The organism is Rhizobium sp. CIAT894, assembly GCF_000172795.2.
Taxonomy (GTDB): Bacteria; Pseudomonadota; Alphaproteobacteria; order Rhizobiales; family Rhizobiaceae; genus Rhizobium.
Genome location: NZ_CP020947.1, coordinates 1,022,262 through 1,045,168, shown reverse-complemented (window position 1 = coordinate 1,045,168; position 22,907 = coordinate 1,022,262). Strand labels below are relative to the sequence as shown.

Annotated in this window: 23 protein-coding genes and 1 tRNA gene; 13 read left to right on the top strand and 11 right to left on the bottom strand. The window is 62.5% G+C overall.

Translation table 11 applies throughout. The annotated features are described in order from the left end of the window. The first annotated feature begins 231 nt into the window (after positions 1–231). The 3 genes from RHEC894_RS33305 to RHEC894_RS05105 are packed head-to-tail and all read left to right on the top strand — an operon-like array spanning position 232 to position 1,366. Positions 232–627, top strand: coding sequence for a hypothetical protein (locus RHEC894_RS33305; RefSeq protein ID WP_245339498.1), 396 nt, complete (start codon positions 232–234; stop codon positions 625–627). 49 nt (positions 628–676) lie between these two features. Next, entirely contained in the window at positions 677–967 is a 291-nt protein-coding gene (locus tag RHEC894_RS05110) for a hypothetical protein (RefSeq protein WP_085736499.1), read from the top strand. Between the two features lie 6 nt (positions 968–973). Continuing rightward, positions 974–1,366 carry a DUF2293 domain-containing protein gene (locus RHEC894_RS05105; RefSeq protein WP_245339497.1) on the top strand — a complete coding sequence of 131 codons (393 nt, stop codon included), beginning with the start codon at positions 974–976 and terminating at the stop codon, positions 1,364–1,366. Between the two features lie 37 nt (positions 1,367–1,403). On the opposite strand, the gene RHEC894_RS05100 is transcribed toward RHEC894_RS05105, so the two are convergent. The 3 genes from RHEC894_RS05100 to RHEC894_RS05090 form a co-directional block, all read right to left on the bottom strand. Continuing rightward, positions 1,404–1,949, bottom strand: a complete 546-nt coding sequence (locus RHEC894_RS05100) for a type II toxin-antitoxin system death-on-curing family toxin (protein WP_010069113.1) — start codon at positions 1,947–1,949, stop codon at positions 1,404–1,406. Then, positions 1,946–2,128, bottom strand: coding sequence for a hypothetical protein (locus RHEC894_RS05095; protein ID WP_010069114.1), 183 nt, complete (start codon positions 2,126–2,128; stop codon positions 1,946–1,948). Before RHEC894_RS05095 ends, RHEC894_RS05100 begins: the two co-directional genes overlap by 4 nt. 392 nt (positions 2,129–2,520) lie before the next feature. Further along, positions 2,521–2,595 (bottom strand) — tRNA-Gln (locus tag RHEC894_RS05090). Between the two features lie 166 nt (positions 2,596–2,761). Between RHEC894_RS05090 and RHEC894_RS05085 the strand changes: the two genes are divergently transcribed. From RHEC894_RS05085 to RHEC894_RS05075, 3 genes are read left to right on the top strand one after another with little or no spacing between them, the layout of a single operon-like run. After that, a complete protein-coding gene (locus RHEC894_RS05085; protein ID WP_085736497.1) occupies positions 2,762–3,679 on the top strand; it encodes an MBL fold metallo-hydrolase in 918 nt (305 codons plus the stop codon). A gap of 13 nt (positions 3,680–3,692) precedes the next feature. Further along, on the top strand, positions 3,693–4,142 hold the full coding sequence (locus tag RHEC894_RS05080) for a DCC1-like thiol-disulfide oxidoreductase family protein (RefSeq protein WP_085736496.1): 450 nt from the start codon (positions 3,693–3,695) through the stop codon (positions 4,140–4,142). Then, positions 4,139–5,860, top strand: coding sequence for a DUF4166 domain-containing protein (locus tag RHEC894_RS05075; protein ID WP_085736495.1), 1,722 nt, complete (start codon positions 4,139–4,141; stop codon positions 5,858–5,860). Before RHEC894_RS05080 ends, RHEC894_RS05075 begins: the two co-directional genes overlap by 4 nt. A 125-nt stretch (positions 5,861–5,985) precedes the next feature. Here RHEC894_RS05075 and RHEC894_RS05070 read toward each other — a convergent pair whose 3' ends face one another. Beyond that, entirely contained in the window at positions 5,986–6,924 is a 939-nt protein-coding gene (locus RHEC894_RS05070; protein ID WP_085735807.1) for an IS110 family transposase, read from the bottom strand. 509 nt (positions 6,925–7,433) lie between these two features. Beyond that, positions 7,434–8,339, bottom strand: a complete 906-nt coding sequence (locus RHEC894_RS05065) for a DUF1499 domain-containing protein (protein ID WP_085736494.1) — start codon at positions 8,337–8,339, stop codon at positions 7,434–7,436. A 292-nt stretch (positions 8,340–8,631) separates the two neighbouring features. Here RHEC894_RS05065 and RHEC894_RS05060 point away from each other — a divergent pair, with 292 nt between their 5' ends. Next, positions 8,632–9,021 carry a hypothetical protein gene (locus RHEC894_RS05060; RefSeq protein ID WP_010067251.1) on the top strand — a complete coding sequence of 130 codons (390 nt, stop codon included), beginning with the start codon at positions 8,632–8,634 and terminating at the stop codon, positions 9,019–9,021. Positions 9,022–9,024: 3 nt separating this feature from the next. Here RHEC894_RS05060 and RHEC894_RS05055 read toward each other — a convergent pair whose 3' ends face one another. After that, on the bottom strand, positions 9,025–9,270 hold the full coding sequence (locus RHEC894_RS05055; RefSeq protein ID WP_010067252.1) for a hypothetical protein: 246 nt from the start codon (positions 9,268–9,270) through the stop codon (positions 9,025–9,027). Positions 9,271–9,375: 105 nt separating this feature from the next. On the opposite strand from RHEC894_RS05055, the gene RHEC894_RS05050 reads away from it, so the two are divergent. Then, complete coding sequence (locus RHEC894_RS05050; RefSeq protein ID WP_010067253.1) at positions 9,376–9,567, top strand: hypothetical protein; 192 nt, start codon at positions 9,376–9,378, stop codon at positions 9,565–9,567. Positions 9,568–9,845: 278 nt separating this feature from the next. Beyond that, positions 9,846–10,121 carry a hypothetical protein gene (locus tag RHEC894_RS05040; RefSeq protein ID WP_010066834.1) on the top strand — a complete coding sequence of 92 codons (276 nt, stop codon included), beginning with the start codon at positions 9,846–9,848 and terminating at the stop codon, positions 10,119–10,121. A gap of 29 nt (positions 10,122–10,150) precedes the next feature. On the opposite strand, the gene ppdK is transcribed toward RHEC894_RS05040, so the two are convergent. Then, positions 10,151–12,817, bottom strand: coding sequence for a pyruvate, phosphate dikinase (gene ppdK, locus RHEC894_RS05035; protein WP_085736493.1), 2,667 nt, complete (start codon positions 12,815–12,817; stop codon positions 10,151–10,153). 181 nt (positions 12,818–12,998) lie between these two features. On the opposite strand from ppdK, the gene RHEC894_RS32270 reads away from it, so the two are divergent. The 4 genes from RHEC894_RS32270 to RHEC894_RS05020 all read left to right on the top strand — a co-directional run bounded on the left by RHEC894_RS32270 (position 12,999) and on the right by RHEC894_RS05020 (position 17,599). Further along, positions 12,999–13,364, top strand: coding sequence for a hypothetical protein (locus tag RHEC894_RS32270; protein WP_125460940.1), 366 nt, complete (start codon positions 12,999–13,001; stop codon positions 13,362–13,364). Between the two features lie 461 nt (positions 13,365–13,825). Beyond that, positions 13,826–14,446 carry a hypothetical protein gene (locus RHEC894_RS05030; protein ID WP_245339496.1) on the top strand — a complete coding sequence of 207 codons (621 nt, stop codon included), beginning with the start codon at positions 13,826–13,828 and terminating at the stop codon, positions 14,444–14,446. Beyond that, positions 14,443–15,522, top strand: a complete 1,080-nt coding sequence (locus RHEC894_RS05025; protein WP_085736491.1) for a toxic anion resistance protein — start codon at positions 14,443–14,445, stop codon at positions 15,520–15,522. Before RHEC894_RS05030 ends, RHEC894_RS05025 begins: the two co-directional genes overlap by 4 nt. Beyond that, a complete protein-coding gene (locus RHEC894_RS05020) occupies positions 15,515–17,599 on the top strand; it encodes a hypothetical protein (protein ID WP_245339495.1) in 2,085 nt (694 codons plus the stop codon). Before RHEC894_RS05025 ends, RHEC894_RS05020 begins: the two co-directional genes overlap by 8 nt. Positions 17,600–17,631: 32 nt before the next feature. Here RHEC894_RS05020 and RHEC894_RS05015 read toward each other — a convergent pair whose 3' ends face one another. The 4 genes from RHEC894_RS05015 to RHEC894_RS05000 all read right to left on the bottom strand — a co-directional run bounded on the left by RHEC894_RS05015 (position 17,632) and on the right by RHEC894_RS05000 (position 22,716). Next, positions 17,632–21,093 (bottom strand): chromosome segregation SMC family protein, encoded by a 3,462-nt coding sequence (locus RHEC894_RS05015; protein ID WP_085736490.1) that lies wholly within the window; start codon positions 21,091–21,093, stop codon positions 17,632–17,634. A gap of 219 nt (positions 21,094–21,312) precedes the next feature. After that, complete coding sequence (locus RHEC894_RS05010; RefSeq protein WP_085736489.1) at positions 21,313–22,089, bottom strand: DsbA family protein; 777 nt, start codon at positions 22,087–22,089, stop codon at positions 21,313–21,315. A 149-nt stretch (positions 22,090–22,238) separates the two neighbouring features. Further along, positions 22,239–22,508, bottom strand: coding sequence for a type II toxin-antitoxin system RelE/ParE family toxin (locus tag RHEC894_RS05005; RefSeq protein ID WP_085736488.1), 270 nt, complete (start codon positions 22,506–22,508; stop codon positions 22,239–22,241). Then, complete coding sequence (locus tag RHEC894_RS05000; protein ID WP_010069011.1) at positions 22,492–22,716, bottom strand: DUF6290 family protein; 225 nt, start codon at positions 22,714–22,716, stop codon at positions 22,492–22,494. Before RHEC894_RS05000 ends, RHEC894_RS05005 begins: the two co-directional genes overlap by 17 nt. Between the last annotated feature and the right edge of the window lie 191 nt (positions 22,717–22,907).

Sequence of the window (22,907 nt, the reverse complement as noted above, 5' to 3'; positions counted from 1 at the left end):
CGATAGCACTTCGAGATCCATGTCCGCTGCAATTCTCAGTAAGCGGCCATTCCTCAGGACGATTTCAACGTCTTTGCATCTCGACCGAGCATCGCTCCTCTTGGAACCGTCACTCACGCTCTCCGATGCTCCGATAAGCGACACCGGGATGAACGATGGGGTCTGTGGAGGGTTCAATTCGGGTCGCGAGAACTTCTTTCGCCAAGCGTATATCTGTTGCGGAAGAACGTCGTGCCGGCGCGCTACATCCGAAACGCTGCCATCCACGCCGAACGCTTCTTGCAATATCAAAAGCTTCAGTTCAGTGGACCATCGACGTTGTCGCTCGGCACCCGTCAGGATCTCAACCTTGGCCATTCATACCCTGTTACGTCACAAATGAATCATCTGTGTCGTAACTTGCGCCAATTCCGCGCCGAACCAAAATCCGCTCACCGGACGCTCACAACCGAACCGACGGTCGGCCATTTTGCCAGCACCAGCCTCATGAAGCTCGCACAACGAAAACTTTTCGGCGAGTTCCTCGCCAAATTTGGCAGCAAAGAGCTGTTGCCTACGCTCTTCCAAATTCACGCAGGCCTTAAACCTAAGTTTTTCGCTCAAAATTGGCACATTCATCACAGCTAACCCCATCGCACGAAGCCGATTCCATGCTTTCAAACACCGGTTGTCACCAGTGTTGCAGAAGCTCGTTGAGCAAAACCGCCGTCATTTCGAAGGGCAGCGCGAAGCATTTCGTGCAATTGCCCGCGATATCATCGGCAATGCACAGGAGCAGTTGGCGACGGCGCTCAAGCTCGAGCCGGCGGCATTCGCGCAAGTCCCTGACGATACTCTTGATAGGCTTCTTTCAGCCAGCCATGCTGCGAAGGCACTGGAAGAAATTCCCGGCACTCAAATCAACATCACCTTCACCAGCGAGCTGACTGTCAACGGTGTCTCCGTTCCACACGGGGATAGCGAATAACCTGATTTGGCCCGCTTCACGGCGGGCCTTTCTCGTTCTGGATCTCACGACGGCAAGGCAATCGGTATCACCATGAAAACGCGTGCTGAGAGAAGGCGCGACCGAAGACGGCAATGGTTCGTTCAAGCTGAAGTCGAGGCCTTCATTCGCCGAGAATATCCGGCCTGCCCCGAACTTGCGGTTGTCTACTTCGCGACCTACATTTGCACCGTGCCGAAGAATTGGCGTAGCGCACCGATCGCCACGGCAGTTGACGTCACGATGCAGAACGAGCTTCGCCATCAGATGACAAATTACGACCAGCTAATGTTAGTCGGCGTCCGACGAAAAGAACCCCGGCGACAAGTGCAGCCGAAGGTCAACGCGATGATTGCGATTTGGAAAAAGCGCCAGCCCTGAAGCTATGCCCACAAAACGGGCGTCAGGGCATTTAGGATTATCGCTCATCGCGAGGAGTGACCCGCACTTCGTTGATGCCGTTTTCATCGACAACCGTAGCGTAGAGCTCCAAGTCTTCAAGCTCAACACCCGAAGACGTGAATTGTGAAGAAAGATATTCTTCCACCGCGGCGAGTTCATCCTCCTGCGGAACGACCCACCCCTCAATAAACTCCGCGAATTCCTCCGGGCTCATTTTACTAACAACTACCTGTTCGAATTCGTTAGCAATGTGGGTATCAGCGGGCTGCGGAGTGTCGAGAAGATAGCCGTTGTTGTAGAGGAACAGCGCGCCAGCCGTATAAGCGGTGCGCTTATTGCCCTGCTCAAAGGCGTGAGCCAAACCTATTGCTTCCATATAATACACGGCCAGCAACAGAACGTCGTCAATAGACGCGTAATAGAATTTTTGTTTCGGACGGTTAAGCGCACCCTCAAGCTTATCGGCGAAAAGGAGAGCGTGATGCTCTCCTTTTGCCTCAACTATCGTAGCGTTTAGATCGATGACTTCCTGCGTCGAAAGCCAGATTGGCTCATCACTCACTTGGCGAGTTCAGCCATAAGCTCAGGGTGCTCCTTCAGCATTTTCTGAGCGAAGGAAACCGCATTGGCTTTTTTGGCAACAGGACGCGCAACGAACTTAGCCCGGCGCTTCAGTGCGCGGTCCTGTTCGTTTTCTCTTTCCATTACGGCAGTGCCGTAGTTATATGCCTTGTTCAACATTTTAGGACTCCTGTCCTGCTCATGCTCGTCGCTGTTTAAGCTGTTAATTCACACTACGCTCTTACCGCACATTCAGTCAACTTTTTGTTGATTATTCCTGCAGCAAACGAGTTATCACAATGAAATGTTCCGCTATTTCCAAACCGCTCGCTATTCAGAGTGTTCTCTGCGGCTTTGAAACACGCATCTTCCGTGTTTCCACATGCGCGACAATTCAACTTAATTAGTGATGCGAGTCGGCGCCTTAAAGTGCTTCGATCCTCTTGTGCGTTAAAAGCGCTTGACGCATTGGCTCATAGCCGTGGTCATACGGAAGTATACCCCGGGAAACTGTTACGGTTAGCCATTGCTAATGTTTTCTAATTGCTTGATTTTATTATAAAAACAAAGCGTGGCTGGGGCGCCTGGATTCGAACCAGGGGATGGCGGTACCAAAAACCGCTGCCTTACCGCTTGGCTACGCCCCATCAGAGCTTTCGGCGCAAAGCGCCGGCTCAAATCGACGCCTGATTAGCAAAGCTCTCCGTCTGTCACAATGACTAAGTTGCGCCTCGCGCAGATTTATGCGCTGCAGAGCACAAAGCGGCGTGCTAGGAATGGGCGGTGTCATCGGCCTCGAGAGCATCGTCCCGCATGGAAAGCCCCGCATTCGACCTTGCTTTCGAGCCGGCCTATGGGCGGGCCGTGCCGGTGGCGCCCGGGGTCGAGCGGGTCACGGCGGAGAATCCCGGGCCTTTCACTTTTTACGGCACCAACAGCTATATCGTCGGCGCTGCCTCGGTCGCGGTCATCGATCCCGGGCCGGAGGACGAGGCGCATTATCAGGCGCTGATGGCAGCACTTGGTGGGCGGGAGCTGACGCATATTTTCGTCAGCCATACGCATCGCGACCACTCGCCGCTGGCCCGCCGGCTGCAGGCGGCGACGGGGGCGGTGACGGTGGGGCAAGGGCCGCATCGGCCGGCGCGGCGGCTCAGGGACGGCGAGATCAATCCGTTTGCCGAAAGCTCGGATCTGGACTTCGTGCCGGATATCGCGCTCGGCGACGGCCAGAGCATTGCGGGCGATGGCTGGGCGCTGACATCGGTGCTGACGCCGGGGCATACGGCCAATCATGCCGCCTTCGCGCTCGAAGGCCGCGATATTCTCTTCTCCGGCGATCATGTCATGGCCTGGTCGACCTCGATCGTGGCGCCGCCGGATGGATCGATGGCGGATTACATGGCCTCGCTCGAGCGGCTGATAGAGCGCCAGGACCGCCTGCTGCTGCCCGGCCATGGCGGGCCGGTGACGGAGCCGGCGAGTTTCCTGCCGGCGCTGAAGGCGCATCGGCTGAAGCGCGAGCGGGCGGTGCTTACCCGCATCCGGGCGGGCGACCATAGGATTGCCGAGATGGTGAAGGCGATCTACAGCGATACCGATCCGAAGCTGCATGGGGCAGCCGCCCTTTCCGTGCTCGCCCATATCGAAGATCTGGTGGAGCGCGGCGAAATTGCCGCGGATGGGCCGCCTTCGCTTGCCGCCAGCTACCGGCCGGCAACAGGGAGATGATGGGGAAATGAACATGGCGCGCGCCGATTACAGCTATCGCAACGATCCCACCGTTCCCGCCTTTGCCGATGACCGGCCGCTCATCGTCTTCGATGGCGAATGCGTCTTCTGCTCCGGCTGGGTGAAATTCGCGCTGAAGCACGACAGGCGGCAGCGATACCGCTTCGTCGCGGCGCAGACGCCGCTCGGGCAAGCGCTCTACCGGCATTATGGGCTGAATGAGCGCGATTACGAAACCAATATTTTCATCGAGAACGGCCGCGCCTTCTTCAAATCCGATGGTTCGATCCGCATGGTGGCGGGGCTCGGCTTTCCCTATTCGCTGGTCAAACTCTTCCGGCTGCTGCCGCGGCGCCTCGCCGATGTGCTTTACGAATTCATCGCCCGCAACCGCCTGAAAATCGCCGGCCGCCAGAGCTGCATGGTGCCGACGCCGGAGCAGCGCAGCCGCTTCATCGCATGAGCGCCAGGCGATTTTCCCTGCTGATCATCGGCGGCTACGGCACGTTCGGCGGCCGGCTGGCCCGGCTGCTGGGTGATGAACCCAGGCTCCGGCTGCTGATCGGCGGGCGGTCGCTCGAGAAGGCCGATGATTTCGTCGCCGATCTCCGCGCGCAGAAAGGCGGCGCCGGGCGGCTGGGCAGCACCGATCTCGGGGCGACGCTGCAGGCGGTGGCCTTCGATCGCAACGGCGATCTCAGAGAGCAGTTGACGCGGCTCAGGCCCAATCTCGTCGTCGATGCCTCCGGGCCGTTCCAGAGCTTCACCGGGGATGCCTATAAGGTGGTGCAGGCCTGCATTACGCTCGGCATCGATTATGCCGATCTCGCCGACAGCACCGGTTTCGTCGCCGGCGTCAGTGGGCTCGATGCTGAGGCGAAGGCCAAGGGCACCTTCGCTCTTTCGGGGCTGAGCAGCCTGCCGGCCCTCTCCTTCGCGGCGCTGCAGGTCATGGCGCCGCATTTCTCCCGCATCGAAAGTGTCGCGGCCGGCATTGCCCCCTCGGCGCATGTGAAGATCGGGCTCAATGTCGTCAGAGCCATTGCGAGTTATGCCGGCAAGCCGGTGGTGGTGCTGCGCGAGGGCCGGCCGGCCGAGGGGCGCGGGCTGATCGATCAGATGCGGGTGACGATCGCGCCGCCCGGTGTGGCGCCGCTCGCCAGCCGGACGTTCCTGCTGGTGGATGCGCCTGACCTGGCGCTGCTGCCGCAGCACATTGCCGGGCTGCAATCCACCTTCACCGGTGTCGGCACCGAGCCGCAGGCGCTGCAGCGGCTGCTGCGCTTTGCCGCGCGGCTGGTGAAGCTGAGGCTGCTGCCCTCGCTCACGCCGTTTTCGCGGGCGCTGCAGGCGGCCAGCCACCGCTTTTCTTTCGGCGCCCATCGCGGCGGCATGTTCGTGCGCGCCGGCGGCCTCGATCGCCATGGGCGGCGGCTGAGCGCCGACTGGTCGCTGATCGCCGAAGGGGATGACGGGCCGTTCATTCCGGTCATCGCAGTCGAGGCGCTGGTGCACCGGCTGCTCGAAGGCCGGCGGCCGCAAAGCGGCGCCCGGCCGGCGGCGGGGGAATTGTCGCTGGCCGATTTCGAGGCGGCCTTCCGGGGTTTTTCGATCACCTCGGGCATCCGGCTGGATTACGAGGATGAGACCCAGCCGCTCTACCGCCGCATCCTCGGCGACGCCTGGCAGAACCTGCCGCCCACCCTTGCCGCAATCCATGGCGGCGGCACCCGCCTTGCCTCCGGGCGGGCGCGGATCGAGCGCGGCAGCGGGCTCCTCGCCCGGCTGATCGCCGGCATCATCGGCTTTCCCCAGGCGGGCGAGGATGTGCCGGTCACCGTGCGCTTCGCCGCCGAGGGCGACAGGGAGATCTGGACGCGCACATTCGGGCAAAAGACCTTCCATAGCTGGCAGGAGCAGGACAAGGGCCGCAACCCGCCCCTGCTCGCCGAGGTCTTCGGGCCGTTCCGGGTGCTGTCGACGCTGGAGCCGGAGGGGCAACGGCTGCGGATCGTGGTGCGCGGCTGGCGCTTTTGCGGCATCCCGCTGCCGCTGTTCCTGGCGCCGGGTGGGGATACCTATGAGGAGGAGCGCGATGGGCGGTTTCATTTCCATGTCGAGATCGGCGGGCGGCTGACGGGGCTGGTGGTGCGGTATACGGGATGGTTGGTGGTGGAGTGAGGGTGGCGCCTTCTCTCCGGCTTTATCGCGAGGTGCGAAAGGGCTGATCGCTGTGCGCCTGTCTCCCCTTCTCCCCAGCGGGGAGAAGGTGGCCCGAAGGGTCGGATGAGCGACTATCTGGGTTGTCAAGTTGCATGTTCGAATTCTCTTCGCGCATCTCGTGCTTTTGCATTGAGAATGACCAGGAGTTTTCGGGCGAGAGCAATACGGACGACCATCTTCGGCTTGCCTGCGCTCTGCAACCTTTGCCTGAAGGCAGCCAGATGCGGATCGTGTCTGGCCGCGACGGCGGCGACCAGGAACAGGATGCCGCGCGGTCCGGAGCGTCCGCCGCGCACCGGCCGGGGACCGCTGCGTTTGCCGCTGTCGTTGGCAATCGGCGCCAGGCCGGCCAGCTTGACGATCGCCTTGTTGGAGATCCGGCCGATTTCGGGCAATTCGCCCATCAGCCGGGCAACGGTGCGGTCGGCCACACCCTTGACCGAGCGAAAGGCCCGATTGAGGCAGGCCCAGAGCGGATCGTCATCGATCATTGAGGCAATCTCGCCTTCCAGCCTGCTGCCCTGGCGCATCAAAAGCGCAATCACCTCGTCGAGGCTTTCCACGATCGCCCCATCGCCGGCCGCACTGCGGCGCTGCTTTTGAACGATCAGGTCTCGCGTGACTTGGGACAGCCGCGTCATCAGCGCCGACAGGCGCAACTGCGCGGCTTTCGGCGGCGACAGGGCAGACAGCCGCTTGGTCTCGGCGTAATGGGCGATCATCGCCGCGTCGATGCGGTCGGTCTTTTCCAGAAAGCCCATGGCCTCGGCAAAGCGGCGCACATGGCGCGGATTGGCAAGCGCGCAGGCGATCCCAAACTCCCACAACAGCAGGAAGGCCTGCCGCTCGTAACCGCCCGACGCCTCCATGACGACGAGTTCGACATTCTCGGCCCGGCAGAGCCCAGCAAGCGCGCCGATGCCGGCCGCATCGTTGCCGAAACGCTTAAACGTCCCGGATGGGCGGATATGCGCATCCAGCCAGTCTTTCGAAACATCCACTCCACATATAACTCTGTTCACGGTAACCTGCCTTGTGCGTGCGGTTGAAGCCAAGCGACTATTCGGTCGTACGTGACGATGACGAAGATCCCAGGCTCATCCACGGTTGTAACCGGAGGGGGTGCGGGCGACTTCGTCACGCCTCTGGCCGGGTGGCCACCCGGCCAGAGGCTCAATCGCTTCCATCGCACGAAATTACTAACGTGCAGATACAAGGGGGCCACACGGTATACCCTTGCATCAAAACCTATCCCGCGACTCTTGCGTGAACGCGATCGAAGTGCTGCGCATGGGAATTGTAGGAAAGGCCGGCGTCCCGGGCCCCCTCATCCGCCCTACGGGCACCTTCTCCCCGCTGGGGAGAAGGGGGGGCGATAGGTGGAAAACCTCGAAGAACCGTCGAGTTTGCGGCTGCGTCAGAGCGTTGAGCCTGCCGCACCCTATCCCGGCCCTTCGCTTTAAGCTCAGGGCGTTCGCAACTGCAATCGATTCACTGGATCGATTGCTGCCGCCTCCGGCGGCACCGCGACTCACCCACCCGCAATCCCCAGGAGTTCGGCATCCAGCGCCTTCAGATAATCGCCGGCGATGGCGGCGCTGAAGCCGAGGTCGTGTTGGCCGTAGCGGGAGGCGACGCGGATGTCGACGAAGGTGGTTTCGGCCTCTTCGCGCAGCCGGATGAGGATATCGAAGCGCAGGCCGAGGATCAGCGTGCGGTTGGTCGCCTGCAGCGTCACGCCGTTGGCGCCGCGGATCAGCTTGGCGACATCGTCGTCATAGGGGCGCGGCGTCGGCACGGGAATGATGCCGGGCGCATCGGCAACGGCGTCGTCGCCGGACCCGGGTTTTGCCGGCTCGTCCTCGGGCGCGCGGTCCGGCTCGGTGGTGCCGCTCGTCTTGACGATCGTGAAGCCGCTCTGCTTGGCGACCTTGCGCACCGCTTCCAGCACGCGGTCGAGCGCGCCCTCATAACGCCGGCCGGTCAGTTCGGGATAGGCCGCCATCTGCTGTTCGCGATCCTCAGGCGTCACCGGATTGCGCTTCAGCCAGATCTGGTCGGATTTCGGCGGCGACAGCCAGTCGGGGGCGGAGGCCGGATCGGTGGAGACGTCGTAAATATCGGGCAGCGTCATATAACGCTCGGTGGCAAGGGCGCCGAGCGCAAGCGGAAAGGCGGCATAGATCAGGGCGGCAAGTGCCGCCAGCCCGCCTTCGGCGCCGGATACCCAGAGGCTGCGCAGGCCGACCGCGGCCAGCATGGCGGCGAGCAGCCCGCAGCCGGCGGCAGCGATCAGGAGCAGCACGAGATAGGGGGTGGCGAGGCCGCCGAAGCGATGGGCGACCAGCACCGCCAGCGCCAGAACCAGCGAAAACGCCCCGAGCAGCCGCGAAAAGCGGGCGGCGCCTGAAACGGGACGGTCGAAACGGATGGCCATCAAACTTACCGGTTGCTCGTCAGCGCCGCGCGCTCAACCACGCAAATCGCCATACCCCTGTTTAGAGCATGATGCCGAAAAGTGTGAAGCGGTTTTCGGACGACATCATGCTCTATTTCTTTGAGGCAAGATTCGGCTGAATTGAAACTGTTATCTCGGAATATCCGATGGAATTCGCGGGCGATGGCTGGGCGACAGGCCGCCCATTTCATGAGCCCTTGCTGATATGGCAAAAAAAGATCATTCTGCCGCGGTTTCATCTCCGATTTTTTTAAAGGCAAGGAGAGACGGGATGATTTCAACCGAGATGGCAGCAAGGCCGCAGGCGTCTGCGCTTGGCGGGATCGACCACAGCGAGCCGGTGCTGCCGATGGAACTGCTCGAACTCGAACTTTCGCTCGAAGGATATGCCGGCGGCGATGCCGGCTTCTGCGAGGCGGTGCGCCGGGCGGCGAACCGTTCGGGCGGCGAACTGCTGTTCGACCTGCCGGCCGGGGGGCTTGTCGAGGATTGCCGCCGCATCGCCGTGCTGCGCATTCCCGACGGCGGCAACGAGACGCGCGTCGTGCTGGCGCTGCTCGATCACAACGGCACCGAAATCCGCATGCAGGCGCCGGATGAGGAAACCGCGCATCTGCTGCGTTTTGCCGAAGCCTTCGTCGAAGTGCTGGAGCGGATCTGAATTTCAACGCCGCTCGGCCGCGGCCTCCGCAAGGCTGCGGAAGGGGAATTTGCGCCCGCATTCGCACTTGATCATGAAGCTTTCCTGGTGGTTGGAAGGCCGCTGCACGCCAAAACCGCGCGGCAGCTGATCGACCTTGAAATCCGGATGCTTGCGCTTGGCATCGTCGATTTCCGAGGCTTCGGCAAAGCCCTCATTGCCGCATTGCGGGCAGTTCAGTTTCTTCGAAAATCGATCGCGGATGGCCATGCTGGTTTCCAGTGTTTGCAGGTGTCCTCATACAGAGGAATGCCGGCTCGGGAAAGTGGAACCATATGCCAGGGATGCCGTTCCTTTTTTGAAAAGGAGGCGATCATGCCGAACAGAGAGCCGATACCGAATGCCGATACCCCGCGCGGCCCGACGCCGAGCCCCGGCATTCCCGACCGCACCCAGGAAAAACCACCGCTGACGCCGGCGCAGGACCCGGGCGATACGAAAAACCCGCAAGACCCGCCGCTCGACCCGGCGCTGCTGCCGATCGGGGATCCGGCGGGGGCGGCTTGAGCCCTTCTCCCCATCTCACTTTTTGAGGTTAAGCTCGGCGGCGGCGGCCCCCTCATCCGCCCTACGGGCACCTTCTCCCCGCTGGGGAGAAGGGAGAATCGAGAGGTCGCAGCATAACCCCTTCGCCCCAGCGGGGAGAAGGTGGCCCGAAGGGTCGGATGAGGGGGCCGCACGGCACACCGTTCACTTCAGCAAACCTATCTCGGCGACCGCCCATCTCCTCGCTTGACGCCACCGCCCGAATGGCATTTCCTCAGGGAAAAGCAAGGAACACACCAATGCGCATCCCCCTTCTCATCACCCTGCTTGCCGTGACGGCCGGGCTTTCCGCCTGCCAGACGATGACGCCGGAGGAGCGGCGGGCGGCGGATGAGCAGCGGTGCCTGGGTTATGGTTTCCGCCGCGGCACCGATGCTTTCGCCACCTGCCTGCAGCGCATCGATCTCGACCGGCGCGCCGAGTCGCGGGCGCAGAGTGCGGAGATGATGCAGAGCATGGCCTGGGATCTTAACGGCCCCTATATCTACCGCGATCACTGGCATCACCATCACTGACCGCCGGGGCGCCCGCGGGCCTGCCCGGTTTACCTGTTTGCCGAAATCACCGCCTGGGCCGCCGCCAATCTGGCGATCGGCACGCGAAACGGCGAGCAGGAGACATAGTCCAGCCCGATCGTCTCGCAGAAGCGGATCGAGGCCGGGTCGCCGCCATGTTCGCCGCAGATGCCGAGCTTCATGTCGTTGCGGGTGCGCCTTCCGCGTTCGGCGGCGATGCTGATCAGTTCGCCGACCCCGTCGAAATCGAGCGAGATGAACGGATCGTGCTCGATGATGCCCTTGCGCTGATAGGTGGGGATGAAGGCGGAGGCGTCGTCGCGCGAAATGCCGAAGGTGGTCTGCGTCAGGTCGTTGGTGCCGAAGGAGAAGAATTCGGCGGCTTCGGCGATCACATGGGCGCGAAGGGCGGCGCGCGGCAGCTCGATCATCGTGCCGACGAGATAATCGATCTTCATGCCGGCTTCGCGCATGACATTGCCGGCGATGGCGTCGATGCAGGCCTTGACGTAATCGAGCTCGGAGCGCAGGCCGACCAGCGGCACCATGATTTCAGGCACCACCGCCGCCCCGGTCTCCTTAGCTGCTTCAACCGCCGCCTCGAAAATGGCGCGGGCCTGCATCTCGACGATCTCGGGATAGGAGATCGCCAGCCGACAGCCGCGATGGCCGAGCATCGGGTTGAACTCGTGCAGCGCATCGACGCGCTGGCGCAAGGCCTGCGCCTCCATGCCCATGGCGAAGGCGACCTCGGCCACCTCGTCGTCGGTCTTCGGCAGGAATTCGTGCAGCGGCGGATCGAGCAGGCGGATCGTCACCGGCAGGCCGTGCATGACGGTGAAGAGGCCGGTGAAATCCAGGCGTTGCATCGGCAGCAGCTTGTCGAGCGCCAGCCGCCTGCCCTTCTCGTCCTCGGCCAGGATCATCTCGCGCATCACATGGATGCGTTCGCCCTCGAAGAACATGTGCTCGGTGCGGCAAAGGCCGATGCCCTCGGCGCCGAAGGAGCGGGCGGCGCGCGCATCGGCCGGGGTATCGGCATTGGTGCGCACCGTCATGCGCCTGAGACGGTCGGCCCAGCCCATGATGCGGCCGAAATCGCCCGAAAGCTCCGGCTGGATCATCGGCACCTCGCCCTTCAGCACCTGGCCGGCCGAGCCGTCGATGGTGATGATGTCGCCCTTCTTCAGGGTGACGCCGACGCCGAGCAGCCGCTCGTTGCGTTGATCGATGCGCATGGTGCCGGCGCCGACGACGCAGGGGATGCCCATGCCGCGGGCGACCACCGCCGCATGGCTGGTCATGCCGCCGCGCGTCGTCAGGATGCCTTCGGCGGCATGCATGCCGTGAATATCCTCCGGGCTGGTCTCGACCCGGAGCAGGATGACCTTGCGGCCCTCCGCTTCCGCCTCGACCGCCTCTTCGGCGGTGAAGACGATGGCGCCGGTCGCGGCCCCCGGCGAGGCCGGCAGCCCGGTGCCGATCACCTGGCGGCTGACGCGCGGATCGATCGTCGGATGCAGGAGCTGGTCGAGGCTGGAGGGTTCGATGCGCAGCACCGCCTCCTCCTCGGTGATCACCTTCTCATCGACCATGTCGACGGCGATCTTCATCGCCGCGCGGGTCGAGCGTTTGCCCGAGCGGGTCTGCAGCATCCACAGCCGGCCGCGCTCGATGGTGAATTCGATATCCTGCATGTCGCGATAATGGATCTCGAGCTCGGTGCAGATGCGGGACAGTTCGCGGAAGGCCTCCGGCATCAGCTTTTCCATCGACGGCTTGTCGGAGCCGGAGGAAAGCCGCCCCTCCTCGGTGATGCTTTGCGGCGTGCGGATGCCGGCAACGACATCCTCCCCTTGCGCATTGACGAGGAATTCGCCGTAAAGCGCCTTTTCGCCGGTCGAGGGATTGCGGGTGAAGGCGACGCCGGTGGCCGAGCTATTGCCGAGATTGCCGAAGACCATCGCCTGGATGTTGACCGCCGTGCCCCAGCCTTCCGGAATATTGTGAAGATGGCGGTAGGTGACGGCGCGCGCGCTCATCCAGCTGGAAAAGACAGCCCTGACCGCACCCCAGAGCTGGACTTCGGGATCCTGCGGAAACTCCTCAGCCAGTTCCTCCTCGATCAGCCGCTTGTAGAGCGAAACGATATGCTGCCACTCGGTGGCGCTGAGCTCGGTATCGAATTCATGGCCGAGCCTTGCCTTCTCGTCTTCCAGGATTTCCTCGAAGGCATCGTTGCCGAGGCCCATGACGACATCGGCATACATCTGGATGAAGCGGCGGTAGCTGTCCCAGGCAAAACGCGCGTCGCCGGCATCATGGCCGAGCGCCTGCACCGTCTCGTCGTTGAGGCCGAGATTGAGCACGGTGTCCATCATCCCGGGCATGGAGACGCGGGCGCCGGAGCGCACCGAGAGTAGCAGCGGCTGGCTGCCGGCGCCGAAATGGCGGCCGGTGATCGCCTCTATCCCGGATATGCCGGCGCGCACCTGCGCCTTCAGCCCATCCTCGATATGCCGGCCATTCTTGTAATAGGTGTTGCAGGCATCGCCGATAATCGTCAATCCCGGCGGAACGGGTAGCCCGAGCGCGCACATTTCCGCGAGATTGGCGCCCTTGCCGCCCAGAATCTCCTGATCGCGCGCCCGGCCCTCAGCCTGCCCGTCGCCGAACGTATAGACCCACTTGGTCATCTTCCCCCCAACACCACGAAAGGATCAGCTTGATCCCCCAGCCTGTTGACATGGCCTGCTCTCCTCGGATGACGAAAGAGAATATGGCAAGCAGCGTCAACGCCTGAGTAATCAGCTTAATCCGTTGGTGTTGAAATGAAAATCGACAAATGCGGCAAAATGTTGCGTCGCACAATAAATCTTGGGTGGCGCGGCTGATGAAACGATTGAAACATTGTCCGGCATGAAACAAGGCATAAAAAAAGCTTTGCGGGACTGCAACATGTCCCGCAAAGCCTTGTTTCCGTCCGGCCAGGAAAACCGGACGGGGGGTCCCTCAACCCAGCGCATTTCCCACCTTCATCTCTTTGGGGAAACGCCCATCGCTTTGTTTTTAAACAATTCCGGCGAAAGCTGCCGTGCGCCTTTCGAAAGGAAAATCGCCGGCACCCTGCTGGAACTGCCTCCAGCTTTCCGGCTCTTGCCCTCTGCCCGGAAAACCGCACGCAATTCGAAAATCCCGCGTCTTGATCCCCTGTTTTCAAGCAAGGCATTCAGGTTGCGTTGAAACAACTTCTAATGCAAGTCAGCGAAAAGAGCATCACCCAAATGGGCTACGAACCGCCGGAGAGCCGACCTTTTTTGGTGTTTAATGCAAATTTTGCAAAAAATAGCTGGCAATATGGCTGGCAGCGCGCAACGCGGCCGTGCCTCAGCTGTGTGAAAACAAGGTGATAGGGCATTTCCGGCGCGCGCGTGAATGGATGCTCGGGGCCTGAGCATCCATTCACGCGGCAGGCGCTGACATTTTCGCTACCCGTAAAAGGCGCATGACGGAATTCATTCTATTTTCAATATTCGGCCGACATTGTCGTTCGAAGATTTGAATTCTCCGAGCCCGATATTGCGATGGCCCTTGGCAACAATCATTCTTATCCAGTTCCGGACGCGGAAGAGCAGCCTGCTTGCCCTGCGGTGATCGATGACGACGCTGTTGCACTGCTGGACATGGCGGCACGCTCACCGCGAATGGATAGCAACCTCCTGAGTTCGGCTCCGGCACGCGACATCCGCGCGTCGGCGAACGAGCTGATCGAAATGCTGGAGGCGGTCGACCTCCAGAAGATGCTGCGAAAACAGGGCCTGATCGGCCGGTTCACCGGCTCGGACGTCGAGGCCCGGCTGGAGTTCGAACTGTCAAGCCACAGGGTCGCCGACCTGTTCCGGCAATTGAGCCGGGCGGCCCATGGCGGCGGGCGCATACGGGAAATCCTCGACAGGACCCGGTTGGAGCTCATCGACGAACAGAGGCGTCTTGCCGGCGTGATATCAGATGCCAAACTGCTTCTTTCCCGATCGGACGGCTCAGACCCGGCTCTGGTCGCCCGGTTTGAGCGACGCCTTGCCAACATCATGGCGATGGAAGCCGCCAACACGCTGACGATCCAGCAGATCGAGCTGTCTGCCGGCGTGCTTGCTTCCTTGCTCGACCGATTTACCGACATCGAAACACTGTTGCTGCCGCTCTGGCAGCGAAACGCGCTCGCAATCATTCATGGCGAAGCAAAACCTCGCAGCTCCGTCGTCACCGCGTTTCTTGATGCGCACCGCAATCTCATAGGCTTCCTGAAGAAAGTTGGACAAGAATGATCAACGCAGCTTTGCCACAGCAAGTCACATCAAGTCCGGCCGCCGGCGAACACCAGGCCGATCCGGAAGTCGCGCGCCTGGCAGCCACCATCGAACTATCGTCGGCCCTCTCCATTCAGCAGTTCGGCAGCGAAGTCGCCGAGCGGTCTTCGCAATATGCCGACGAGATTCTTCGAACGGCGCGAGCAACAGACATCGACGACACCGGAGCTCAGCTGAACGAGATCGTGCTGGCTGCGCAACAGTTCAACCTGTCGTCACTCGACAATTCGGCCGGCCGGATTCCGGTCATCGGCGGCCTCTTACGGCGGTTGGCGCGCTCGAAGGAACGCGCCATCGCTCGGTTCGACACCGTCAAAGGTCAGGTCGACAAGCTTGTCGCGCAGATCGAGACGACGGCCCAGACCCTGTCGCGGCGAAACCATGACTATCAGCTGATGTACGAGGGCGTGCGCAGCGAGTATGCCGCACTCGGCAAGCATGTCGAGGCCATCGAGATGCGGCTTCGTGACATGGAAGCCGAGATAGACCGCCAGAATAACGCATCCGGCGACCTTGCCGCGACCGAGTATCTCGCAGTCCTGGAAGCAAACCGTCAGCAGCTGTCGAAGCGGGCCGATGATATGCGCGTCCTCCAGCATGCAGCGATGCAGACGCTTCCGATGGTTCGCATCATCCAGGCAAACAATCTCGCGCTCGTCGACAAGTTCCAGACGATTCGCCAGTTGACGCTGCCGGCGTGGAAACGCGCCTTCATGCTGGCCCTGACGCTCGACGAACAGAAAAACGCCGTCGCTTTGGCAGACACCATCGACAGTGCGACGAACGCCATAATGCGCAGGAATGCCGAACTTCTGCACCAGAATTCCGTGGCGACGGCGAAATCCAACCAGCGTCTTGTCGTCGATGTCGAAACCCTCCAGCACGTCCATGATAAAATCCTGCTGACGCTGACCGACGTTCGCGATGCCCATGAGAAGGGCGCGACGGATCGCCGGCAGGCGATCGGCGAGCTGGAACGGCTTCGCGGCGAGATGCTGACCAGCGTGAAAGCGGCCGGGGTTATCGGTGGCTGATGCCTCGGCTTTCGGGCGGCGGATGCAGGGCGCCGCCTCGTCTGTGCCTGCGTCCGGATCCCTTTCGGGAAAGCCGGATCAAACGCGCGACGAAGGACATGCCGGATTGGACCGTCGATCCAATCTGCTGTCGCTGATCGCCCAGGCACTCGCGTTCGTCGCGTTCATGCTGTTCTTTGCGGCGGCGTACGTGCGACCACCTGATCCGATGGATCTGCGAATGCTCGCCGGCTCGATCTATGTGCTCGACGAATTCACCAATGCGTTGGGGCTGAGCGGGGTCAAATCCGCGGTTTCTTCGGTGTCGACCGGCTTCCGGACTTTCCCCGATCTGGCGCTATACGTCTCCATGATCCTGGTGCTTGCGACTGGTTTCAGCATCATCAAAGGGCGTTGGCTTTTCGCCGGTCTGACTGCCGCATTCTTTCTGATCCTGTGGAGCTTGTTCGGCCAGTCACTGTACCTGCCTCCCTTCGCGCTGACGTTGTTCGCCTTCATCGCCCTGGTTTTTCACGCGCCGCTTTCCCGCCGCGCCATTATTGCCATCGTTGCCGGGAGCGTTCTGGCCCTCCCCCTTATCATCGGACTGGTGTCCGACCTTGCCAGAGATTTCGGCGCTCCGCCGATCTATGCCAAGTATAGGGTGATCCGCTCTTCCGAATTGCCTTCCGATGTCCACGAGACCGCCGCTGCGAATGGAGACCGGCAGAACCGGTCGGCGATCGCGCCTTACTTTCTGGCGCAGGTGGAGGCCCTTCGCGGCAACGGCACTGCTGCTGCGGCTGCACTTGATCAGCTGGATGCAAGCGGCTTCCTTCTGAATGATTTCGAGCGAAGCCGCTTTCAGACGATCCGGAACTTTGCGCTCGCCTCCGGCGGCTTTGGTCCGGCCGCCCGTGAAAAATTCACGGCCGACGCTTCCGCTCAATCGCAAAAGGCATTTCTGCTGCTTGCGGCAGGGCTGCTGTTTGCAATTGCCGCGCCGCTCACGAATGGCTTCGGCTGGCTGGTCGCCCGCCGCAGCCGAAGGGTTTTTCTGATCGAGCGCGAACTGGGCGATCGCCGCGCCAAGCTGGCGGATGCCGTGAAGCGTGCGGCTGGCGTGTTTGGCACCAACATTGCCAAAAGGCTGGTTCAATCGCAGTCCGTTGCAAATGGCGAGCGTGCAATCGAGGCCATCACCTCGCGCGCCCGCACCTATCTTCTGCTCGTCCTCGGTCTTATGGCGTTTGCCGCGCTGTCAGCCTTGGCAGCCTATTGGGTTTGGCTGCCGGATGCGGCTGAAAACACGGCTTTCCATTTTGTGGCGCTGGCGGGGGATACGGCCGACTACGCACAGCGAGGCGGCGTTTCCGTCATGGTCGGTGTCGATGAATTTGCTGTCTGGCCGAGCCTGCTCAGTTTGCTCAAATATCCGGCGCTCATTGCTGCGATCGTCCTTGCCACCCGCCGATCACGATATCTGGGCGCTTTGACCGCGATGGCCATCGTCGCCTTCTTCGTTCTCGACGATTATCGTTTCTCCCAACACTCGCGCCGCGAAGCCTTGCCTCAGCAATTCTCGGCACTTCTGCGTTCAAAGCTGGATCTGGCCGCCGGCAGGTCAACCATCGCCCTCGAGCCTGCCATCGGGGGATTCGAGGGGCTGAGCCTTAATCTGCGTGGTTCGATCCCCGCCGAAAACAAGTCCTCCTCTTCCGCCGCGGAGGTGGGCATCGATCCCTCGCTCGCTGCCTATACGCTGGCGCAGCTTGCCTACCTCGAGGGTGATGCCGCCGAGGCGTCGCGCTTCCTGAGCCAGGTCAGGGATGTGAGGGAATTACATGCAGCTGTTCATTGCGAGCGTCTCGCAACCATCAGCGAGTGGGTTTCGGCCCATGGTCATGCGACGGGCGCGATCGACTGGGTCAATCTCGATTTTCCATCCCGGGTGCGGCAGTTGGGACGGTCGCTGCTGACGCTTTCGGTGGCGAGCCTGGCACTCGCGGTTCTCGTCACACCATTGCTGGCAATTGCCGTTGCACGGCGCAATCGCATCGAAGCCCTGATCGAAGAACGCGGCCGATATCAATTGTAGGCCGGAGAAGCGGTCGGCTGCACTGCAAAACCTCAGGCAATCTCGCGCAAACGCTCCGCCGTCTGCAGGTCGACGGAGACCAGCGTGGAGACGCCCTGCTCGGCCATGGTGACGCCGAAGAGGCGGTTCATGCGGGCCATGGTGATCGGGTTGTGGGTGATGATGACGAAGCGGGTTTCGGTGGAGGCCGCCATTTCGTCCATCAGGTTGCAGTAGCGCTCGACATTGTGGTCGTCGAGCGGTGCGTCCACTTCGTCGAGCACGCAGATCGGCGCCGGGTTGGTGAGGAAGACGGCGAAGATCAGCGCCATTGCCGTCAGCGCCTGTTCGCCGCCGGAAAGCAGCGTCATGGTCTGCGGCTTCTTGCCGGGCGGCCGCGCCAGGATTTCGAGGCCGGCTTCGAGCGGATCGTCGGATTCGATCAGCTGCAGCTCGGCCGTGCCGCCGCCGAACAGATGGGTGAACAGCCGCTGGAACTGGGCATTGACGATGTCGAAGGCGGCGATCAGCCGCTCGCGGCCCTCGCGGTTGAGGCTCTGGATGGCGCCGCGCAGCTTGCGGATCGCGTCGATGACGTCGTCACGCTCCTTGATCAGCGCTTCGAGCTTCTCGCTCAGTTCCTTCTGCTCCTCGTCGGCGCGCAGGTTGACGGCGCCGAGCCGCTCGCGCTCGATCTTCAGGCGTTCGAGCTCGCGCTCGACTTCGCGCGGATCGGGAAGAGCCTGCATGGTCGGGCGGCCGGTCAGCTGCAGCGCCTCGTGCGGGGCGACGTTCAGCATCTCGCGGATACGGCTTTCGCTTTCCTGCCGCTTTTCGCGGGCGGAGACCAGGCGCTCCTCGGCGCGGCCGCGGCGTTCACGGCATTCGGCAAGTTCCGAGAGTGCGGTCGTCGCCTTGTGATCGGCTTCACGCTGGATGCGTTCGGCCTCGGCCAGCAGATCGCCGGCATTGCGGCGCGCCTCCTCGGCCTTCTGCAATTCGTTGAGCAGGGTGCGGCGCTTGTCGTCGAATTCATCGGGCGCCAATTCGAGTTCGGCTGCCTCTTCGCGCGCCTCTTCCTCGCGCTCGCGCAGTGTGGCGACATGGTCTTCGCCGCTGGCCGCCCGCTGGCGCCAGGTTTCGCGCTCCTGGCCGATCGCCATGATGCGGCGCTGGCGGGCCTCGTTTTCCCGCGCCAGGCTTTCGTGGCGGGCGCGGCTTTCGGCGAGCGCACCGCGATCGGTCGCCACTTCGGCCTGCTGGAAGCGCAGCCGCTCGTCAATCGCAGTCAGATCGGGAGCATCCTCCAGCTCGATGCGGGCATTTTCTTCCTGGACGGCAATCTCCTCCAGCTGCGACTGTAGCTGGCTGACGGCTTCGCTGACGACATCGCGGCGGCGGATCAGATCGCCGGAGGCACGCTCGGCTGCCGCCAGTGCCTCGCGCGCCTCAGTAAGATGGCGGGCCGACAGGCGGCTCATGTCGCGGGCCTCGGCAAGCCTTGCTTCCTGCCCGCGGATCGCCTCGGCGGCTTCCGCCTGCCGCTCCTCGGCTTCAACGAGAACGTCGCGGGCAAGGGCTGCTTCGCTTTCGAGCTCGGCCAGGCGGTTCTTCTGGGCAAGGCGCAGCGCCGCGGCACTCGGCGCGTCGGCGCCGGTGACATGGCCGTCCCAGCGATAGACGGCGCCGTCTTTGGTCACCAGCCGCTGGCCGGGCTTCAGCGCCGCCATCAGCCGCCCGGCTTCATCCTCGCCGACCAGGCCGATCTGGCGCAGGCAGCGGGTCAGTGCGGCGGGCGCGCTGATATGGGTGAGCAGCGGTGTGACGCCGGATGGCAGCGCCGGGTCACCGGCGCCGTCGCCATTGTCCGACCAATGAGCCGGCGCCTCGGCATCGAGCGGCGATTCCAGATCGTCGCCGAGGGCTGCACCCAGCGCCGTTTCGAAACCACGATCGACCTTCAGCTCCTCGGCCACCGGCGGAAATTTGCCGGCGGCGGCACCGGCGGCCAGCATGCGGGAAATGGTGCGGGCCTCGGTTTCCAGCGCATTCAGGCTCGAGCGGGCCTGATCGACCGGGGCGCGCGACAACGCCTCGGCCTGGCGGGCGGCGGCGAGCGCCTGTTCGACCACCTGGACGGCGGCTTCCGCATCGGCAAGGGCGATTTCGCCGGCCTCGACGATCGCGCGTTTTTCGTCCGGATCGGCCAGGCCTGATATCTTCTCGCCGATGGCCGCCAGTTCCTGGTTTGCCTCGTCCATCTGGCGTTCGAGGCGCATGCGGCGATCGGCGAGATCGCGGATGGCGCGCTCCAGCTGGTTGCGGCCGGCGGCCGCCTCGGCGCGTTCGGCCGTCAGCTGGGTGAAAATACGCTCGCTGTCGGCAAGTTTTGCCGCCGCGCCCTCGAAGGCCTCGCGGGTTTCCTCGGCATAACGGCCGGAATCGGCCAGCACCTCCGAAATCTCGGCCTCTTCGGCATCGAGCCGCGCCAGGATGACGGCGTTGTCGGCGACCAGCCGCTCCTCGCGGCGGATATCTTCGGCAAGCTGGGCGAGACGGCGGGTCAGCTCATCGCGGCGGCGCAGGATGCGGCCGGCATCCTCCTCCAGCTGGCTTCTGGCGATCTGCAGGCGCTGCAGCGCGGCGGCGGCACGCGCCTCGCCCTCGCGCAGTTCCGGCAGCTTCAGGCTGGCGATGCCCTGGTGCTTGGCCGCCTCCATCTGGTTCTGCGCCTTTTCGGCGACGACTGATGTTGCCTGGTTGAGGGCGCTGTCGGCCTCGGCCTCGGCCTCCTTGGCCTGCACCCAGCGAATATGCAGCAGCATCGCCTCGCGGGCGCGGATATCGGCCGACAGCGTCTTGAAGCGGTTGGCCTGGCGGGCCTGGCGCTTCAGGCTCTCGATCTGGCTTTCGAGCTGCGAGGTGACGTCGTCGAGACGTTCGAGATTGCCTTCGGCGGCGCGCAGGCGAAGCTCGGCCTCATGACGGCGGGAATGCAGGCCTGAAATGCCGGCCGCCTCTTCCAGCAGCTGGCGGCGGGCCTGCGGCTTTGCGGCGATCAGCTCGCCGATCCGCCCCTGGCCAACCATTGAGGGGGACCGGGCGCCGGTGGAGGCATCGGCAAACAGCAGCTGCACATCCTTGGCGCGGCTTTCCTTGCCGTTGATGCGATAGAGCGAGCCCTGCTCACGCTCGATGCGGCGGGTGACCTGGATCTCGTCGCTGTCGTTGAAGGCGGCGGGTGCGGTGCGCTCGCCATTGTCGAGATAGAGCGCCACTTCGGCAGTGTTGCGCGCCGGGCGGTTGCCGGAACCGGAAAAGATCACGTCGTCCATGCCGGAGGCGCGCATGTTCTTGTAGGAATTCTCGCCCATCACCCAGCGCAGCGCCTCGACGAGGTTCGACTTGCCGCAGCCGTTCGGCCCGACGACGCCGGTCAGCCCCCGCTCGATGATGAATTCCGTCGGCTCGACGAAGGATTTGAAGCCGACCAGGCGCAGCTTGTTGAACTTCATGCGCAGACACTCACGGCAGGAAGCCCCCTCATCCGCCTGCCGGCACCTTCTCCCCGCTGGGGCGAAGGGGATGTGCCGTAACGTCTCGATCCCCTCTTCTCCCCAGCGGGGAGAAGGTGCCCGTAGGGCGGATGAGGGGGCCACACCCGCAAACTGCGCGAAAAACGAAAAACGGGCGCACGGCTTTCGCCGTCGCCCGTCTTCGTCAAACGGTCCGGTTCAGAGCAGGCTGTCGATGAGCGCCGACAGGGTGTCAACCGGCATGTCTCCAGAGTAGCGCTTGCCATTGATGAGGAAAGTCGGTGTGGCGTTGACGCCGAAATCCTTGGAACCTCTTTCCCGCGTGGCGTTCACTTCATCCAGAAGCTTCTGGTTCGTCAAGCATTTCGTGAAGCTATCCTCGGTAAATCCGGCAAGCTTCGACATCTGCAGCAATGCGGCGCGGCCGTCATCGGCGGCGGCCCAGACCTGCTGCTGCTTGAACAGCATGGAGACCATCGGGAAATACTGTTCCGGCGTGCTCAGCTGCTGCGGATCGGAGGCGCTGCAGCGGGCAAGCATGAAGGCAGCGGCGGCACGCGGGTCGAAGGGGAATTCGCGGATGATGAACTGCACCTTGCCGGCGTCGACGTATTTCTGCTTGATGGCGTCGAAAGTGGTGTTGTGAAAATGGGCGCAATGCGGGCAGGTCATCGACATATATTCGACGATCTTGACCGGGGCGTCGGCCTTACCAAGCGCCATTTCCGGCAGCACGCCGGGCTTCAGCACCTCGGCCATGTCGACATCGCCATCGGGCTGCGGGATTTCGGTCCCCGAGGTGGCCGCCGTCTGCATGGTGTCGACATTGGTGCCGTCGGCCATGGTCTTGCCGGAGGACGAAGCATCGGCAGCATCCTTGCGGTCGTTGCAGGCGGCAAGCGCTGCGGCAGCTGCGGCGATGGCGATGCCACCCAGGAGGCGGCGTTTCGTCAGTTGCATTTCGGACATCTGCATGGATTCCCCATAACTAATGAGATTGACGGCATGACTGTGCGATATAACGGCTGACGGCCGCTCACAAGCCACGGTTCGCCAACTTCCTTCAAAGAATTGTGACCGTGATGGGACCGCCGGACAAAATTGCGATCGGTCGGCTCGCGGATTCATCGGTAGACGTCACGGCGGTTGCCGATACGAACAACGAGGATACGAACGGCCCCGTCGTCGATGCTTGCGATCACTCGATAGTCGCCAACGCGATATTTCCAGAAATCCCCGAGTTCAGACCCTTTAAGCGCCTCTCCAATGGATCGTGGATCATCTAGTCTCGCCACGCGGTCATTGAGAAATCGGAGTATTCGGCGCGCCGCCTCATGTCCAAGCTTCTCAAGCTCGCGCTCGGCTGCCCTTTGAAACTCAATTCTCCACGCCATAACGCGTCATCAGCTCGGCCAGCGAAACGGTATCACTCTCACCTCGCCGAAGTTCTTCAAGACGCTTTTCGGCGAGATAGACGTCCTCAAGGTCATCGAGATGTTCGAGAATGGCCTGACGGGCATAGAAGCTCTTGCTGCGGCCCGTGCGCTTGGAAAGCTCGTCGAGCCGAGCTTCGATTTCAGGCGGCAACCGCAAAGCCAACATGTTCTTTCTCCTGTCTGCTATACAAATATAGCACTTGAAGCATTTGGTCACCAGTAGCCTCGCGGATATGCATGCGTGTTTCCGGGACGCTCTGAATAAGCAGAGTGCTTGTGCATTGATGCTTGGGTCAAGCTCGAGCACGACGGAGGGCGGGGTCGCTTCTGCGAACCCTGCAACGGTGCAGAGATAGG

Coding starts and splice junctions, on each gene's coding strand:
- RHEC894_RS05095 (WP_010069114.1), bottom strand. CDS start 2,128: ATGTTGAACAAGGCATATAACTACGGCACTGCCGTAATGGAAAGAGAA.
- RHEC894_RS05085 (WP_085736497.1), top strand. CDS start 2,762: ATGGAAAGCCCCGCATTCGACCTTGCTTTCGAGCCGGCCTATGGGCGG.
- RHEC894_RS05080 (WP_085736496.1), top strand. CDS start 3,693: ATGGCGCGCGCCGATTACAGCTATCGCAACGATCCCACCGTTCCCGCC.
- RHEC894_RS05075 (WP_085736495.1), top strand. CDS start 4,139: ATGAGCGCCAGGCGATTTTCCCTGCTGATCATCGGCGGCTACGGCACG.
- RHEC894_RS05065 (WP_085736494.1), bottom strand. CDS start 8,339: ATGGCCATCCGTTTCGACCGTCCCGTTTCAGGCGCCGCCCGCTTTTCG.
- RHEC894_RS05060 (WP_010067251.1), top strand. CDS start 8,632: ATGATTTCAACCGAGATGGCAGCAAGGCCGCAGGCGTCTGCGCTTGGC.
- RHEC894_RS05055 (WP_010067252.1), bottom strand. CDS start 9,270: ATGGCCATCCGCGATCGATTTTCGAAGAAACTGAACTGCCCGCAATGC.
- RHEC894_RS05050 (WP_010067253.1), top strand. CDS start 9,376: ATGCCGAACAGAGAGCCGATACCGAATGCCGATACCCCGCGCGGCCCG.
- RHEC894_RS05040 (WP_010066834.1), top strand. CDS start 9,846: ATGCGCATCCCCCTTCTCATCACCCTGCTTGCCGTGACGGCCGGGCTT.
- ppdK (WP_085736493.1), bottom strand. CDS start 12,817: ATGACCAAGTGGGTCTATACGTTCGGCGACGGGCAGGCTGAGGGCCGG.
- RHEC894_RS05030 (WP_245339496.1), top strand. CDS start 13,826: ATGGATAGCAACCTCCTGAGTTCGGCTCCGGCACGCGACATCCGCGCG.
- RHEC894_RS05025 (WP_085736491.1), top strand. CDS start 14,443: ATGATCAACGCAGCTTTGCCACAGCAAGTCACATCAAGTCCGGCCGCC.
- RHEC894_RS05015 (WP_085736490.1), bottom strand. CDS start 21,093: ATGAAGTTCAACAAGCTGCGCCTGGTCGGCTTCAAATCCTTCGTCGAG.
- RHEC894_RS05010 (WP_085736489.1), bottom strand. CDS start 22,089: ATGCAGATGTCCGAAATGCAACTGACGAAACGCCGCCTCCTGGGTGGC.
- RHEC894_RS05005 (WP_085736488.1), bottom strand. CDS start 22,508: ATGGCGTGGAGAATTGAGTTTCAAAGGGCAGCCGAGCGCGAGCTTGAG.
- RHEC894_RS05000 (WP_010069011.1), bottom strand. CDS start 22,716: ATGTTGGCTTTGCGGTTGCCGCCTGAAATCGAAGCTCGGCTCGACGAG.